At 65.8% G+C, this 14,931-nt stretch carries 18 protein-coding genes and 1 tRNA gene; 4 read left to right on the top strand and 15 right to left on the bottom strand.

The genetic code is table 11. From position 1 onward, the window contains the following. The first annotated feature begins 43 nt into the window (after positions 1-43). Both J2S53_RS15495 and J2S53_RS15500 read left to right on the top strand, forming a co-directional pair. Complete coding sequence (locus tag J2S53_RS15495) at positions 44-616, top strand: RNA polymerase sigma factor (protein ID WP_456241568.1); 573 nt, start codon at positions 44-46, stop codon at positions 614-616. After that, positions 609-1,637 carry a hypothetical protein gene (locus J2S53_RS15500; protein ID WP_456241569.1) on the top strand — a complete coding sequence of 343 codons (1,029 nt, stop codon included), beginning with the start codon at positions 609-611 and terminating at the stop codon, positions 1,635-1,637. The genes J2S53_RS15495 and J2S53_RS15500 overlap by 8 nt, the downstream gene beginning before the upstream one ends. A gap of 173 nt (positions 1,638-1,810) precedes the next feature. Here the strand turns inward: J2S53_RS15500 and J2S53_RS15505 are convergent, their stop codons facing one another. Next, complete coding sequence (locus J2S53_RS15505) at positions 1,811-3,217, bottom strand: sugar porter family MFS transporter (RefSeq protein WP_456241570.1); 1,407 nt, start codon at positions 3,215-3,217, stop codon at positions 1,811-1,813. Between the two features lie 208 nt (positions 3,218-3,425). Then, positions 3,426-4,007, bottom strand: coding sequence for a dCTP deaminase (gene dcd / locus J2S53_RS15510; RefSeq protein WP_092980713.1), 582 nt, complete (start codon positions 4,005-4,007; stop codon positions 3,426-3,428). Positions 4,008-4,087: 80 nt separating this feature from the next. Between dcd and J2S53_RS15515 the strand changes: the two genes are divergently transcribed. Further along, positions 4,088-4,161: transfer RNA gene (locus J2S53_RS15515), tRNA-Gly, on the top strand. A gap of 92 nt (positions 4,162-4,253) precedes the next feature. Here the strand turns inward: J2S53_RS15515 and J2S53_RS15520 are convergent. From J2S53_RS15520 to J2S53_RS15560, 9 genes are all read right to left on the bottom strand, one after another. Then, positions 4,254-4,379, bottom strand: a complete 126-nt coding sequence (locus J2S53_RS15520) for a hypothetical protein (protein ID WP_456241571.1) — start codon at positions 4,377-4,379, stop codon at positions 4,254-4,256. A 21-nt stretch (positions 4,380-4,400) separates the two neighbouring features. Next, positions 4,401-5,312 carry a hypothetical protein gene (locus J2S53_RS15525; RefSeq protein WP_456241572.1) on the bottom strand — a complete coding sequence of 304 codons (912 nt, stop codon included), beginning with the start codon at positions 5,310-5,312 and terminating at the stop codon, positions 4,401-4,403. A gap of 31 nt (positions 5,313-5,343) precedes the next feature. Beyond that, positions 5,344-6,543, bottom strand: a complete 1,200-nt coding sequence (locus J2S53_RS15530; protein ID WP_456241573.1) for a tyrosine-type recombinase/integrase — start codon at positions 6,541-6,543, stop codon at positions 5,344-5,346. After that, on the bottom strand, positions 6,543-6,758 hold the full coding sequence (locus tag J2S53_RS15535; protein ID WP_456241574.1) for a helix-turn-helix domain-containing protein: 216 nt from the start codon (positions 6,756-6,758) through the stop codon (positions 6,543-6,545). Before J2S53_RS15535 ends, J2S53_RS15530 begins: the two co-directional genes overlap by 1 nt. Positions 6,759-6,781: 23 nt before the next feature. Continuing rightward, on the bottom strand, positions 6,782-8,542 hold the full coding sequence (locus tag J2S53_RS15540; protein WP_456241575.1) for a replication initiator: 1,761 nt from the start codon (positions 8,540-8,542) through the stop codon (positions 6,782-6,784). Next, positions 8,542-8,964 (bottom strand): hypothetical protein, encoded by a 423-nt coding sequence (locus tag J2S53_RS15545; protein WP_456241576.1) that lies wholly within the window; start codon positions 8,962-8,964, stop codon positions 8,542-8,544. Before J2S53_RS15545 ends, J2S53_RS15540 begins: the two co-directional genes overlap by 1 nt. Positions 8,965-9,007: 43 nt before the next feature. Continuing rightward, the gene (locus tag J2S53_RS15550; RefSeq protein WP_456241577.1) at positions 9,008-10,621 is read right to left on the bottom strand and encodes an FtsK/SpoIIIE domain-containing protein; all 1,614 of its coding nucleotides are present in this window, start codon (positions 10,619-10,621) and stop codon (positions 9,008-9,010) included. Positions 10,622-10,817: 196 nt separating this feature from the next. Further along, positions 10,818-11,156, bottom strand: a complete 339-nt coding sequence (locus J2S53_RS15555) for a WhiB family transcriptional regulator (protein WP_456241578.1) — start codon at positions 11,154-11,156, stop codon at positions 10,818-10,820. Positions 11,157-11,167: 11 nt separating this feature from the next. Then, positions 11,168-11,668: a hypothetical protein gene (locus J2S53_RS15560; RefSeq protein WP_456241579.1), complete on the bottom strand. Its 501-nt coding sequence runs from the start codon at positions 11,666-11,668 to the stop codon at positions 11,168-11,170. Between the two features lie 144 nt (positions 11,669-11,812). Here J2S53_RS15560 and J2S53_RS15565 point away from each other — a divergent pair, with 144 nt between their 5' ends. Beyond that, entirely contained in the window at positions 11,813-12,205 is a 393-nt protein-coding gene (locus J2S53_RS15565) for a GntR family transcriptional regulator (protein WP_456241580.1), read from the top strand. 219 nt (positions 12,206-12,424) lie between these two features. Here J2S53_RS15565 and J2S53_RS15570 read toward each other — a convergent pair whose 3' ends face one another. From J2S53_RS15570 to J2S53_RS15585, 4 genes are all read right to left on the bottom strand, one after another. Further along, complete coding sequence (locus tag J2S53_RS15570) at positions 12,425-12,682, bottom strand: hypothetical protein (RefSeq protein ID WP_456241581.1); 258 nt, start codon at positions 12,680-12,682, stop codon at positions 12,425-12,427. Beyond that, a complete protein-coding gene (locus J2S53_RS15575; protein ID WP_456241582.1) occupies positions 12,679-12,981 on the bottom strand; it encodes a hypothetical protein in 303 nt (100 codons plus the stop codon). The genes J2S53_RS15570 and J2S53_RS15575 overlap by 4 nt, the downstream gene beginning before the upstream one ends. Before the next feature lie 80 nt (positions 12,982-13,061). Next, a complete protein-coding gene (locus J2S53_RS15580; protein ID WP_456241583.1) occupies positions 13,062-13,640 on the bottom strand; it encodes a flavoprotein in 579 nt (192 codons plus the stop codon). Beyond that, positions 13,637-14,875, bottom strand: coding sequence for a helix-turn-helix domain-containing protein (locus J2S53_RS15585; RefSeq protein ID WP_456241584.1), 1,239 nt, complete (start codon positions 14,873-14,875; stop codon positions 13,637-13,639). The genes J2S53_RS15580 and J2S53_RS15585 overlap by 4 nt, the downstream gene beginning before the upstream one ends. Between the last annotated feature and the right edge of the window lie 56 nt (positions 14,876-14,931).

Genomic DNA, 14,931 nt, shown 5'->3' on the forward strand with positions numbered 1-14,931 from the left:
CCGGGACGTAGGCAATCGCAACGACTAGGCGGGATTGATTGATGTGGGAGCTGTCGACCAACGGGGAGTCGCGTGGTTCACCGCTGTCTACGAGGAGCACTACGACGCGGTCCAGCGATACGTACTGCGCAGGCTGCGCGATCCGAGCACCTCGGAGGAACTCACCCAGGAGGTCTTCGTGATCACTTGGCGGCGTCGCACCCGGGCCCCGGAACACTGCTTGCCCTGGCTGTACGGCATCGCACGCCGCGTACTGGCCAACGACCGCCGCGCGGTCAGGGCCAGACCGGAAGCGGTGGCCCTTCCCGGCGACGACGTGCTGCGCGACCGGCGGGAGGACCCGGCGCGCGGGGCACAGCACGTCGACGTGCACCGAGCGATGGACGCGCTTTCCGAGACCGACCGGGAGATTCTCCGGCTGGTGGGTTGGGAGGGCCTCGACGTCAGCGACGCGGCCCGAGTGCTGGGCCGCGCGCGGGGAACGGTACGGGTTCGGCTGTTCCGCGCGCGACGACGGTTGGCGAAAGCCCTGGAAAACCCCGCTTCGGACCGGGAAAACGGCGCTCCAGCTCCCTCCCCGGCAGTTATCGAACCATTGGAGGAGTCCCATGCGTGACGTCGATGCCGTCCGCGAACTCGTCGGCCACGCCGACCCGACCAAAAGCACCGAGTCCGGTCCGGAACGGCCCAGCGCCGCGGATCTGATCGCACGGGCGGAACTGCGCGAGCACGCCGGAACCGAATCCACATCGCCCGACTCACCCACCCGCCGAGGCGGGAAACCGCGCCGTCTCGTAGTGGTGGCGGCGTCGATCCTGGCAGCCGCGCTACTCGGCAGCGTTCCGCTGTTGAGCGGCACGACCGCCGTATCCGAGCAGAGCCCTCCCGAGGTCGGGCCGGTGCGCGAAGCCACCGAACTCGGTACGGACATCTCCGGACGAGCAGCCACCAACGAGCTGCTCAACAGGGCGGACGGGTTGGAGACCGCACCCTACGAAACCGCCGAGGGCGAGCTCGGCTACATCCGCACCCACGAGTGGTCCGGGTCGCTGTGTTCCTCGGAGGTGGAGCACTGCGCGCACTACCCGCGGCAGCGGGAGACCTGGTTGCGGGAGCCGGCCGTGGGAACAACGCGGACTGTTCCGCGGCCACCCGAATTCGGTTCCAACTCGGACCGGAACTTCTGGAAGCGGCAGAGCGGCTGGACCGGACACCGCGGAACCCACGAGGAACGGATCGGCCCGAACAGTGTCCATTTGGCGCGGTGCGTTCCCGAACGGGCCGAAAGGGTCGCGGAGTGCCTGAACGTACGGGGGAACGATTCCCGGGACGTGTTCCGGAGCGCCGTATCGCTGTTCAAGCACGAGCTGCTTCCCCACGACGTCCGCGCGGAGCTGCTGCGGGTGCTCGCCCGCACTCCGGGCGTGCGCTTCCGGGGTGAGAGCGAGGTGCGCGGTCACCCGGTGTTCGCGGTGGGGCTCACCAGCTCGGCGTCCGTCGGCGAGGTCTCCGAGGTGCTGCTGTTCGACAGCGCGACCGGGGTGTTGCGCTCGTTCGAGAATCTCAACCTGGACCGGGGCGAACTGACAGGTTACGTGGTCTTCGAGGAGTACGGGCGGACGAACAGGCGGGGTTGAGCCGCCTCGTGGAATCCGCTCGCGGGAATCCGCCCGCGCATACGAAGCGAGGGGCGTCGTGCGGCACGACGCCCCTCCCGGTGATGCACCGAAGTGGACAGCCCCTACTGGAGCGAGGGCCGGCGGGAGATCCCGCCGGCCGAGTACTCCGTAGGTCGAACGGCTGACCTCGATCAGCTGGTGCCCATCTCCTCCAGGGAACGACCCTTCGTCTCCTTGAGGTAGCGCACCACGAAGAACAGCGAGATCAGGGCGAACGCCGCGTAGATGAAGTAGGTGACCGGCAGGTTCCAGGCCTGCATGCTCGGGAAGGTCACCGTGACCACCCAGTTGGCGATCCAGTTGGTCGCCGTGCCGAGGGCCAGCGCGGCGGCGCGGATGCGCGACGGGAACATCTCGCCGAGCAGCACCCACATCACGACACCCCAGGATGCCGCGAAGAAGAACACGAAGGCACTCGCCGAAACCAGCGCGAGAGCACCCCACGCGAAGGGCAGCGTGGTCTCGCCGTCGACAACGTTGGCGTAGCTGAACGCCCAGCCGGTCAGTGTCAGCGCGATGGTCATGCCCAGGGAGCCGACGACCAGCAGCGGCTTGCGGCCGATCTTGTCGACCAGCGCGATCGCGACGATCGTACCGATGATGTTCACGATGGAGGTGAACAGACTCAGCAGCAGCGAGTTGCTCTCCTCGACGCCGACGGACTGCCACAGCGTGGAGGAGTAGTAGAAGATCACGTTGATGCCGACGAACTGCTGCAGCGCTGCGATCGCCATACCCACCCAGACGATGGGCAGCACGCCGAACTTGCCGCGCAGGTCGCTGAGCCTGGTCTTGCGTTCGCCACCGAGCGCGTTCCGGATCTCCTCGATCTTGGTGTCCGCGTCCTCGGACTCGATGCGCTGCAACACCCCACGAGCCTGGTCGATCCTGCCCGCGCGGACGAGGAACCGCGGGGATTCCGGGATGACCGAGGCGAGCACGAGATAGATCAACGCGGGAACGGCCTCGACGGCCAGCATCCACTGCCAGGTGTCCAGCGGGCCGAGCTGAGCCGAGGCACTGCCACCCGCCGAGGAGGCGAGCGCGTAGTTGACCAGCTGGGAAACCGCGATACCCAGCACGATCGCGAGTTGTTGTAGCGAACCGAGCCTGCCGCGATACGCGGCGGGCGCGACCTCCGCGATGTAAGCGGGGCCGATCATCGAGGCGATACCGACGGCGACACCACCGACTATTCGCCACCAGGCGAGGTCCCAGACCGTGAAGGGCAGCGCCGAACCGATGGCACTGATGATGAACAGCACGGCCGCCACCTGCATCACCCTGGTGCGCCCGATCCGGTCGGCTATGCCACCGGCTATGGCCGCACCGAGTGCCGATCCGAGCAGCGCCGCGGCGACGGTGACACCGGTCAGTGCCGCGCCGACGCCGAAGTTCTCCTGGATGGCTCCCACCGCACCGTTGATGACCGAGGTGTCATAGCCGAACAGGAAGCCTCCCAGGGCTGCCGCCCCGGCAATCATCACCACGTGCGCAAGGTGATCGGTGGAACGACCTCTCGTCTGATCTACCGACATCGAAGTACTCCTGAGCCCCCGATCGCCGATGTGCCATGTCGCACATCGCTCGTTAACGACGGGTTACGCGACAACGTAAGTCACACCCGACCCGCTTGACTTCCACGATTCAGGGTGACGCTCGCCACTGTGACGGGTTCAGATGCGTACCGCTTCTGAATCGAAGCGAGCTGCGTCTGACCTGGTAACGAATGGGTCTCGATCGGGATCAGCGGCTGGTGTCGACCCTGCCGAAGTTGAGATGCGCGCGCGAAGGCGTGGGGCCGCGTTGACCCTGGTACCGGGAACCGGCCGCCTTGCTGCCGTAGGGGTGTTCGGCCGGACTGGAGAGGCGGAACAGGCAGAGCTGGCCGATCTTCATCCCCGGCCAGAGGGTGATGGGCAGGTTCGCGACGTTGGACAGCTCCAACGTGATGTGCCCGCTGAAGCCGGGATCGATGAATCCGGCGGTGGAGTGGGTGAGCAGGCCGAGCCTGCCCAGGGAGGACTTGCCCTCCAGTCGGCCCGCCAGGTCGTCGGGAAGGCGAACCGTCTCGTAGGTGGAGCCGAGCACGAACTCACCCGGGTGGAGGACGAACGCGTCGTCGTCGGAGTGCTCGACCAGCGAAGTCAGGTCGTCCTGCTGCAGCGAGGGGTCGATGTGGGTGTACTTGGAATTGTCGAAGACCCGGAAGAACCGGTCCAGCCGAACGTCGATGCTCGACGGCTGGATCAGCGCGTCGTCGAACGGATCGAGTTCGAGGCGGCCCTCGTCGAGCTCTTTACGCAGGTCGCGGTCACTGAGCAACACGGAAACAGCGTATCGGGTGGGTGGGTGAACATCGCCGTTGGCCGCCGTGCTAGGCTTGCTCGTGTCGCATTGAGGGCGATGCGGGTGTAGTTCAATGGCAGAACATCAGCTTCCCAAGCTGAGAACGCGGGTTCGATCCCCGTCACCCGCTCCAACAGAGTTTTAGCAGCGCAGAAGGGGCGCTCCCGATCAGTCGGGGGCGCCCCTTCTGCTGTGTCCGAGCCCGTTCGGGCCACACGCGGGCCATTAGCCGTCAGCGTCGTCGTCCGGCGAACCGGTGTAGCGGTACCGCTCGACCATCCCGCTGACGCGATCGGCGATCTGCCGGTCCGCCTCGCTCGTGGCCCGCTGGTAGATCAGCGCCGCCCGCATGTCGCCCACCTTGCGATTCAGTCAGCCGATCATCATTGGAGGCTGATTTCCAGCAGCTACGATAAAAATTCGGGGAAGTATCCATTCCGTGATTTTTTGATGCCATCTATCAAGACAAACTTCTATGTCACCACCAAGAACCGTATCATCCGCAAAAAACAATTTCATGCTGTGAAATACGCTAACTTTTGGACGCTGATCCATATCACCATAGTACGACAAGTAGCCAACAATGGATCCATCGAAAAATTCACTACCACCTGGGATCCATTTAAAATTACCTTGAAAATCATCTCGCGAACTTGCATCACTCCATGAAACAGTTTCCGGAAACCATCCCAAAATCGGCAACCTGCGGTGCTTATCGATATTAGAAAGACGATTCAACCTGAATAGCTCATCTTTTTTTAGTTCATTTTCGTATGTTCGCGAAACTTGAGCTCCATAACTCTCAGCCTCCTCAATCAACGAAAAGGGCTGCACAGAACGCAGCGCCAACTTTTCTTGAGGTCCATACATGTTTTTTCTTGGACTTTTAGCGAAAAATCTATCGAAACTCTCCGGCTCTTCGCATATCGGAAACACAGCAGCCCTCTCCATGCTATTATCTAAAGTCCCCCCCTTATATTTGCGAGCCAACTCGTACGCCACAGAATCAAGCGCGGAGCGCATGTTATGCACTGCATCACCTACAGCTGTTGCAAGCTCTGCAGGCACTGACTCCTTCAACCTAAGACGATAAGCAGATTCATTTTCATGCCTACCTTCTTCCTCCTCGATCCACCAGTATGAACCTGACTCCATATCATCAACCAACTTGCGAACCTCTTCAATGTGCCGCGACGCCCGGCGCATTTTTGCCCACCACGGAGAATCATTTGAATTCCAAGATTCATCTATCGCAACCATAAACAAAACTCCTTTTGTCTTCACCCTAGAAACATCAGATATAATCTATCGCACACTATTCACTGTAATACGAATCGTCGAAATACCCGTCACTGCAATCCTCCCCGCAAGAATCATACGAAGACGAACCGGTGTAGCGGTACCGCTCGACCATCCCGCTGACGCGATCGGCGATCTGCCGGTCCGCCTCGCTCGTGGCCCGCTGGTAGATCAACGCCGCCCGCATGTCGTCGTGCCCCATGCGCGCCATCAGTTCCTTGGTCGAGGCACCCGAGCGAGCGGCGAAGTGGTTACCGGTGTGCCGGAGATCGTGGAAGTGCAGCCCCGGCACACCGAGCTTGTCCACTGTGGCTCGCCAGTTCACGAGCTGGTTGAAGTTGCCTCGCCGCAGCGCGGCCCCTCGCGGACCGGTGAACACCAGCGAGTCCGGGCTCTGCCCGACGTAGGCCTCCAGGTGCCTCAGCACTTCCGCTCGGATCGCCTCCGGAACCGTCACGGTGCGAGCGCCCGCGCGGGACTTCGGAGGGCCGACCGTGAGCCCCTCGCCCCGCACCTCCGTGTGCGTCACCGACACCCGCACCCAACTGGCGTCCTCCGCGATGTCCTTGCGACGCAGCGCCGAGACCTCGCCCCACCGCAGCGTGCAGAACGCCGCCAGCAGCACCAGCGCCCGGAACCGGTCGTACGACATCCGGTTCGCCAGGTCGAAGACCTGCGCCACGGTGAGCACCGGCCTTTCGGCGGCGTTCTCCTGATCGGCGCCCCGAATGCGGCAGGGATTGCGCGAGAGGATCCGGTCCTCCTCGACCGCCGTGTTCAGCACCGACCGCAGCAGCCGGTACGACTTGGCGACCATCGTTGCCGAAACTCCGTCCGAGAGCCGATCGGCCCGCCAGCTCCTGACCATCGCGGTTGAGAGCTTGCCCAGTTCGACGCCGCCCAGGTGCGGCGCCAGGTGCCGACGAAGCAACCACCGGTACAGCTCGCGGGTGCGCGGACGCAGATCAGCGCGTTCCTCGATCCACCGCGTCGCGTAGTCGTCCAGCGTGACCTTGGTCCGCTCCGGGCTCGTCCAGTCGCCGGAGAGCATCGTCGCTTCGGTGCGGGTCAACCACTGTTCGGCCTCGCGCTTGGTGCTGAACGTGTGCGGGGCACTGCGCATCCGGCCGTCCGGGCCACGGTAACGAGCCTGCCACCGTCCCGATGGACGTTTGCGCACGTTGCCGAAGCCGCGCTTTCCACTCCTGTTCGCCATCACGCTGCCCTCGCCACGGCACGCGCCACGGATTCGCCGCTGATCGGCTCAACCCGTCCTCGTCGCACGAATTCGTCCAAATCGGACTTCGCGAACCGGACGTGACGACCGACCTTGTGGAACGGCACGCGCCGTTCGGAGACCAGCCGTCGCACGAACCGTTCGGAGGTGTTGAGGTGTTCGGCCGCTTCGGCGACGCTCAGGTAACCATCCATCCGACTGCTTCCTCTTCCGACGATCACGCGGCCACCTCCATTGCCGAAGTTTCGTCACCGGGTGGTTCGAGATCGCCGTTGGCTGCGGCTTTGGCCTGCTCGTACTCGGCACGCCATCGCATCCGTTCGGACACCGCGTGCAGCAGCAGCGCGTCACGCGGCGGCATGTTGGAATCACCGGGTCGCAGGCTCTGCCACTGGTACCGGTCCGGCTCGTCGTCATCGGTGGTCTTGCGGATACCGAGGTGGGAGAGCATGGCGTGGACGAATTCGCGCCGGTCGTGCCGGTGGTCGGCCAGCGATTTGCCGGACCACTTCCGGGAGACCAGCACGCGCCGCCCGGCGATGCCCAGCGTGCTGGGCTTGTGCGCCTTGCCCTTGCAGTGGCCCGGTGTGGCCGAGGAGCGCACGCCCTGCGGTTGGATGCCGTAGAGCAGCCACACCGCGCACCGAGGTGAGCACGGCGTGACTTCCAGCTCGGCCAACAGCCGGTCGGCGTGGTCCCACTCGGCCGCGCTGTCCGGTTCGTGGCACTCGTCGACGGACTTGGTCAGGTACTTGGTCAGATAGCCGATCGCCTTGTCCGCCCGGTTCGACCCGGCCAGCACTCCTTGAACGTCGAGCTGCGGCCCGGCCTGCACCAGGTGCGCCGGTTCCTGCTCATCGTTCTCGTCGAGTTCGTCGAGCGCCTCGTCCCAAGTGGGCAGTGGCTCGCGGGTGTTCGGATCGACGAAGGCGTCCGCGTCGATGCTCCACACCGGCACCGATTCCCCGGAGTAGAGCAGCTCGTCGTGCGGTGGCCACCACACCTGGTGATAGGTAGCCGCGACCACTTGGCGCAGCGTCTCGCGGGGAATCGCACCGCGGATAGCCGCGTGCATGTGGGGTGCCCCGCGCTTCTGCGGCTCGACCGTGGCGAAGTACTGCACGTCCCAGCCGACGCAGCGCCGCAGGTTCTGCCAGAACCGGTCGACGAGCTTGGGGAAGTGAACGGCGTCCCGCGCCGCACGCCTGTAGTCGTAGTTCTCGGGATCGAGCGGGATGCCGAGACGAGGGTCGTCCTTGTGGTGCATCTCGCCGCACCCGCAGGTAACCACGCGGCCGTCGCGGACCTTGCGCGAGTGCACCGGCCCGTACGAATCCAGGGTGAGCGTGAGAAACATCGACGGGCGGTAGCGTCCCGCGTACACCGCACCCACCGTGTGTTCGCTGACCTTGTGCCGGGGCAGGTTCGGCATGTCCTGCCGCCTGCGCGTGGAGCGTTTCCGAGCGGGTTTGTTCTCCGGTGGTTCCAGCGGCGGCAGGCTGCCACGCATCCCCAGTTCGCGAAGCTCGCGGTCGATCTCGGCGACCTGTTCGGCGATCTCGTCGAGTACGTCCGGACGTCCCGTGCCGCGTGTCTCCTGGTAAACCGCGTGCAGCTCCGCCCGCTCGGACAGCAGCTCTTGCATCCGCTCCGAGGGCGGATCGGGCGTGAAGTCCGGCTCCTCGTCGAGGTGCCAGCCCTCGCGGCACTGGGCCATGCGCAGCTTCTTGGCCTTCTCGGCACACGGCGGGCACACCGTCGAACGAGTCGCGCCGCAGGCCACGGGAACCACGTCGACCTTGCCGGTCCGCTTGTCCAGACGTTCCCGCGCGATCGGCTTGATGCACACCCCGTGCTGCTCCGCCGTGGCCTTGGCGACGTCGACCGCCTTCGGTCGCCGCATCCGCTCCGCCCGCGACTCGTGACCGCTCTGCGGCTCACCGTTCTCGGTGGTCGGCTGGTTCTGGTCGGTACTCATCAGTGGATCACCCCCGATTCGGCGACGGCCCAGCTGCGCAGCACGGAAAGTGACAACGAGACGCGCTCCTCCGCGTCGAGCGGCCCTTGGTGCCGCGCCGTCAGCCAGGCCGGGGGACGCGTGTACAGCCGCACCGGAATTCCCGCTCCGGTCAGCCCGGCCACGCTCAGGTGCGCCTTACGGTCGACCACCGGAACGAGTTCGACCACCGGACCGGTCAACGACTCCGCCCACCGGAGAAGCTCAGTAGTCAACGCGACGGGTTCAGCGTGGTGCGGTTGCATTTCCAGGACCGCGAACGAGCGATTCCACGTCAGCGAAGCGGGCTCGGGCAGCTCGTGACAGTCCACGTGTTCCAACAGGGCGGCCAGTCGTGCCGCCAGGCTCGGGTTCTCGGTCGTGTCCAGGACGCGCAGGGTCACCACGACAACCTCCGGGGTCAGTTGAGTTCGGGAAGAGGGAAGATCAAGCGGCTCTGAGGCGCCGCTTCGACGGCTCGGACGAGGAGTCCGGCAGCGGCCCGGTCAGCGGACCGTTCGGGGCGCAGAACTCGGTCAGGGCACCCACGCCGTCATCGGGAACCCATCCGGCCCGCACCCGCAGCGGACGCTTACGTCCCTCCCCGAGCACGTAGCCGGTGCCTTCCGCGCCGTCCTCGGGGACGCGGTCCGACAGCGCGCCTCGTTCCGCCGCGCCGTCACCGAGCACCATCTCCGTCTGCGACTCGGTCTGGGTACGCAGGCACACCCGCGTGGGGAACAGGTCCCGCATCGGCACGGTTTCCTTGGTCGGGTCCTGGACGAAGCCAAGGACCGAGAACGCCAAGCCACGTCCCTGGGTGAGCGCGTGCCCCAACAGCTGGGTGATCCTCTGTTGGCTCTGCTTGTCGCCGAGGTACTTCGTCAGCGCGCCCAGCTCGTCGACCAGCAGAAGCTCCAACGGCTCATCAGTGGTGGGCTCGACCTTGCGCGTGCTGCCGCGCACCCGCTGCTGACGGGCGTGCATGTCGGCGCTGTACTCCTCGACCAACGAGACCGCTTCGGCAGGAGTGGTCGCGTAGCGATGCAGCAGATCGCGACCGAACTCCATTTCCAGCACCTTGGGATCGATGCCGCGTACCCGCACCAAGCCGTCGCGGATCGCGGGAGCCAGGCCGCGCAGCAGCGACCACATCAGCGAGCCCTTGCCCGCGCCGGTGACGCCCGCAGTCAGCGTGTGCGAGCCCAGCACCGGCAGCAGCCAGGGCGAGCCGTACTCGGTCGATCCCACCGGCACGGCCGACAGATCCACCGCGTCACCGGGGACGTCCGCCAGGACGGGGGCGGGAACCGTGTCGGCCAGCGGATCGCGTCGTTCGAAGTCCAGCGCCACGAATCCCGGATCCAGTTCCCGGACCACGCACCGCCGGGATCGTCTGGCAGCGGCCAGTGCTTCGGTTTGCCCGTCGAAGTCCTCGACCGTCTGCCCGACCGCGAGCTTGACCACTACCTCGTCCCACGCCGGTCCCGAGCGCACCCGGTAGATCTCCGGGGAATCCAACGTCACCAAGGAGGCGGCACCGGCTCCCGTGCGCGAGCCCTCGTAGGCGACCTGAGCCTCATCCGGCTGGCGGACGCTCAACGCCAGGTTGCGCACCCACGTCGACCAACGCCACTGGTAGTAACCCCACCGCAGCCACCACGACCGCACGAACCGGCCACAGTAGACGTCGAACGACTCCGGTGCCCGGATCTGCCACACGATCGCCGTGCTCACCAGAACCACGGCCAACCCGCACAGCAGCAGCACGCCCAGCCGGAATCCCCACAACGACAACCACGCCACCAGCAGCACGAGACCGGCCGTGCTGCGCCAGAACCGACCGGCGAGACCGAGCAGCCGAGCCATCATCCTCAACAGCCAGAACACGCCCTTGCCCAGCGTGACCAGCACCGAGACCGCCTGACCGAGCGCGCTCAACGCCCGGCCGACCGCCCGCAGGAACCGAACCAGCAGGACGCCCGCCAGAACCGCGAGCAGACCGATCACGATCGCGGGTAACCACTCGACCACGCTGGACGCGGCCTGTTGCGCTTGCATATCCTGAATACCTCCGAGACAGGGAGCCCCACGGGCCAGGAACCACGCGGTCGTCGGGAGATCGTTTGGCCGCGAAGCCCGACAGGTACACGCGCGGTCCTGGCCACACCGGGGAAATCGTCAGCTCTCGTCGAGAGCGGTAGTTCAGTCGAAGCTCACCCGAAGTGAGCGGTATCCGGGGACCACGTGATCGTGGTCAGTCCGTTCCGTTCGATTCACGAGGTTTTCCCTCGCCACGGGACTCGGACAGCAACATCGCCTGCCGCTCGCCAGCGGTTTTGCCTCCGAAGACGCCGATCGGGGCGTGCCGGGTCAACCGGTTCCGCTCCCAATCCAGTTGCTCGCTCAGGCATTCCGCCGTTACCGGGCACCTCGCGCAGATGCTCTTGGCACGTGCCGAGGTGTTCTTGCCGCCGTCGAACAGCGCCGGATCCTCGTCCCGGCACGCGGCTAGCTCGTGCCAGGCCGTGAACTCTCCGGTGGCCGTGTGAACGGATCCGAACGACGTCGCTGTGGCCGCTCTGCCCATCAGCATGTTCGATCACCTCACGCGGCGGGTTTCTCGTCGGCCGCCGGCTTCTCGCTCGCGGCGGTGGACTTGCCCGTGGCACCGGGCTTCTGAGCACCACTGGGAGCGGCTGCCTGGCGAGGTGCGGTTATGTCCCTGGCCCGCACCGTGTAGCCCAGGTACTTGAACTTGTCGCCCATCACGCGCGGTTCGACGGTCATGCCCGTGAACTCCACCGGTCGAACGGACAGCCCGGGGACCACCTGCACCGACTCCGGCGGGACCGGCTGCACCTCGGACAGCACGACCACCGTCACCGAGGCATCGCGTTCCTTCTCCGCGCTCGGGTCGGAAACCAGTACCTTCCACCGCAGCAGGCCCGTGTGCTCGTCCTTGCGCTGGTTGGCCTTCTTGCCCCGGGCCGCGTCCTCGTTCGAGACGAACTCCATGTCGGGAATGACCTCGCCCTGCATCAACGCGCCCTGCGGGAAAACCTGGTCGAACTCCACGTCGAAGCGAGTGCCGCGCTCGATCGTCATCGGTTGTTCCTCTCCTCGGTTCGGTGCTTGCCGCACCCTGTTTACACGTAAAGCTTAGCTAGCTGTGTCTATACAGTGCAACCAGATAAGTTACTCCATCCCAGTGACAGTTGGCTTAGCTAGCTGTTGCGATAGAGTCCAGGCATGGGATTGGACCCGGCAGACACCCGACCCGCCTACCGACAGGTCGCCGACCAGCTGAGTCGGCGGATCGCCTCCGGCGAGCTCGCGCCGGGTGACCAGCTCCCATCCCTCTCCGCCCTGACCAGCGAGTACGGCATATCAGCGGTCACCGCACGCGCGGCGATCAAGGAGCTGAGCAACGCCGGTCTGGTGATCGTTCGGCAGGGGCAGGGAGCGTTCGTGCTCGAAGGCGCGGGTTCCAGGACCGAAGCCAGCGTCGACGAGCTGGCCGAGCTGATTCACCGGGTCAATGACGCCGTGGAAGACCTCAGTTCTCGTGTGCGGGCGCTTGAGGCCCGTCTTCCCGGCGATCAGCCGGAAGGCGACGCTCAAGCACGGCGACGCGATCGCTGAGGTCGGTCACCCGGTCCAGGATCGTGCTCGCCAGTTGACGCAGTTCCGCCAGGTCGGAAGCGGCGGTCGTCCGTGCGTTTCCCATGTTGCTCCCGTTCCTAGGTGGTCGGCGGGGCGGAACGGGGAAGCCGCCCCGCCGACCTTCGGCCAGTCCGGATCGCTTCGGGGCAGGACCGGCCGGGCCTTCAGGTGTGCATCAAGGGCGGTGAGCGGACCGAATCAGCCGCTCACGTCCACGTGATCGAGTTCGGATACCGCTGTGTCCACGGTTTCCTTGAGTCGCAGCAGGTTGGTGCGGCTCATCGTGAGCACGATCGGGGTTCGCGCGCCGATGTAGAGATCGGCGAGGTTGAACCGAGGCCACGTCTCACCAATCAACGAGGTGCGATCGACGATCAGCAGCCGCTTGGCGCGGTCCAGCGGGAACGCCACACCTTCGAGCTGCTGCTTGGCGGCGGGACGGATCTGTTCGCTCATGCCTGTTCCTCCGGTGAGCCGTAGCCGTGCGCGCGGGAGTCCTCGCGGAGCCTGTGAGCACCACCGGTCTGCTGTTCGCACCACTGCGCGAAATCCAGTGCGGCACCGGCCAGGCTCCGGGCGAACCGAGCAGCGTCGCCGGGGCCACCCATGCGTCCGGGAACCTGCACGGACAGGGTTCCGGACGGACCGCCCGCCACGAGCTGACGGACCCCCGGCATCGGCTCGACGACTTCGGCACCGTCGCCGGGGTCCGGCTGCACGATGTAGTACGTACCCACAGGTTCGTCCTTTCTCACCAGCCCCACCTTTTGGGGCGCTGATTCAAGGAGAACCCGGAATCGGCGGACCTACCCGGACAAACTGTCCGGGGCCGACATCAATCCCTACTGGACGTGCTTTGACCAGGCGTTACGGAACCGACCGCATCGAGGATCCTCGCCCAGGGAAGGTCCTTGCCAGCAGGTGCGCCGCGCGGTTCGTGCAGCGGCCAGTACTCGTCGCCGGTCAGCAGGTGCACGCCCGCACGCTCCAAGGCGGAGATGTGGGAGTCCCAGGCGGGTTGCCGGGCGTGCGCGGCGTTGATCCTCGGGAACACCACGATCGGCACGGACTGAGTACCGATCGCTTCGCACACGGTTGTCAGTGCCTGGTTGTCGGCCAGCCCGAGCGCGAGCTTGGCGACCGTGTTCGCGCTCGCGGGGCAGACGAGGAAGCAGTCGATCGGCGGGTGCGGACTGGCCTCACGCGGCATCCTCGGAGCCACCCGGCACGGCAGCCCCGTCGCGGCATCGATCCGTTCCCGCTCCCCGGTGTCCTCCAGCCACGTTCCTGCCGTGGGTGTGAGTGTGACCGCCACCTGCCACCCGCGCGCGATCGCGGGTTCGACCAGGGAAGTTCGGATGTTCTCCAGTCCACCGGCCGCGGACCCGATCAGGCCGAGCGTGTGCGTACTCATCGCACCGCCCGGCAGCGTTCGGCGAGTCCCAGCAGCGGGGAAGACTTCGATCCGTTGGTCACCGGGGCACGACGGTACATGGTGCGCACGACTTCGCGCACCATCGAGCTGTGCGTGACCAGTTGGGGTGCCTTGGACTCGGCGTCGAGCAGCACGCGGGTGGCGTCGTCGTCGCGCGCCAGCATGCTCAACGCGCGTGCGAGGTCGATCGAGTGCGTGACCTGACGTTCGACCGGCAGGTGCGTGGGATGCACGGATTCGCCCCGTTCAACCACGTTGGACACGTCGCCGAGGTCGAGCGAGGCGGACAGCCGGTGCAGTTCGACGTTGGCCGGTCCGAAGCCGGTTTGCCAGTAGTTCGCGTCGACACCGAGCCGTCGCGCGGCCGTGTCGGCCTGGCCGAGCAGTTCGCGGGTGGTTTGACGGTCCTGCCGACGAGCGGCGGCGACCGCCGTGCGCAGGAACAGCATCCCGTACAGGCTCAGGGCTTCCGGTTCCGCCTCCCGGACCTGTGGAGTGAGCCACCGGGCCGCTGTTTCGCCGAGACTCAAGGCGTCGTCGAAGCGTCCCACCGCGAGCAGGGCGTGGGTGCCCGCGCGGGAGGCGGAGGCGAGCACGAGCGGGTCCTCGGAGCGATCGGCGGCCTGCATGGCCCGTTCAGCGGCGATCCAGGAGAGGTCGGACTCACCGACCTTGCTCAGCGTGGTGGCCGCCAGGTGGTGAACCCGAGCCGAGACGGCGTGTGCGCGGCGGTAGTAGGAGGGATGCCCGGAGGAGGTGCGTTCGAGCTGTTGCGCTGATTTCAGCAGGCCGGGAAGCACGCCGACGACGTGACCGACGCTGCCGTTCTGGTACTGGTGCCAGGCTTCCTCGGCGACGCGCGCGACCGGTTCGGGATCGACGTATTCCGGTTGCATCGCACCGCCGAACAGCGTGCGCGAGAGCCGTTCCGGCGACATGAGCGCGTCACGAATGGCGGGAACGTCGTCGTTGTCCTCGTCGTCCTCGAACAGGACCGGCTCGCCCATCAGGTCGTTGAGCGTGACGCGAAGCTGCCGAGCGAGTTCGACGAGCACGTCAATCCGGTTGACCTGCCGATCGCCCCGCTCGACCTTGCTCACCCAGTCCTCGGACTTACCCATCAGCCCGGCAAGCACCGCCTGCGACAGCCCACGCCGACGCCGGTAGAACGACACCCGCTCACCGACGCTCAGCTCTTCGCCTGCACCACGCACATGGTTAGTATAGCAATCATGACCACTGTATAGTCCGAGATCACACATTACGTAAC

Origin of the sequence: Actinopolyspora lacussalsi (assembly GCA_030803735.1) — a bacterium.
In the GTDB taxonomy this organism is placed as follows: Bacteria; Actinomycetota; Actinomycetes; order Mycobacteriales; family Pseudonocardiaceae; genus Actinopolyspora; species Actinopolyspora lacussalsi.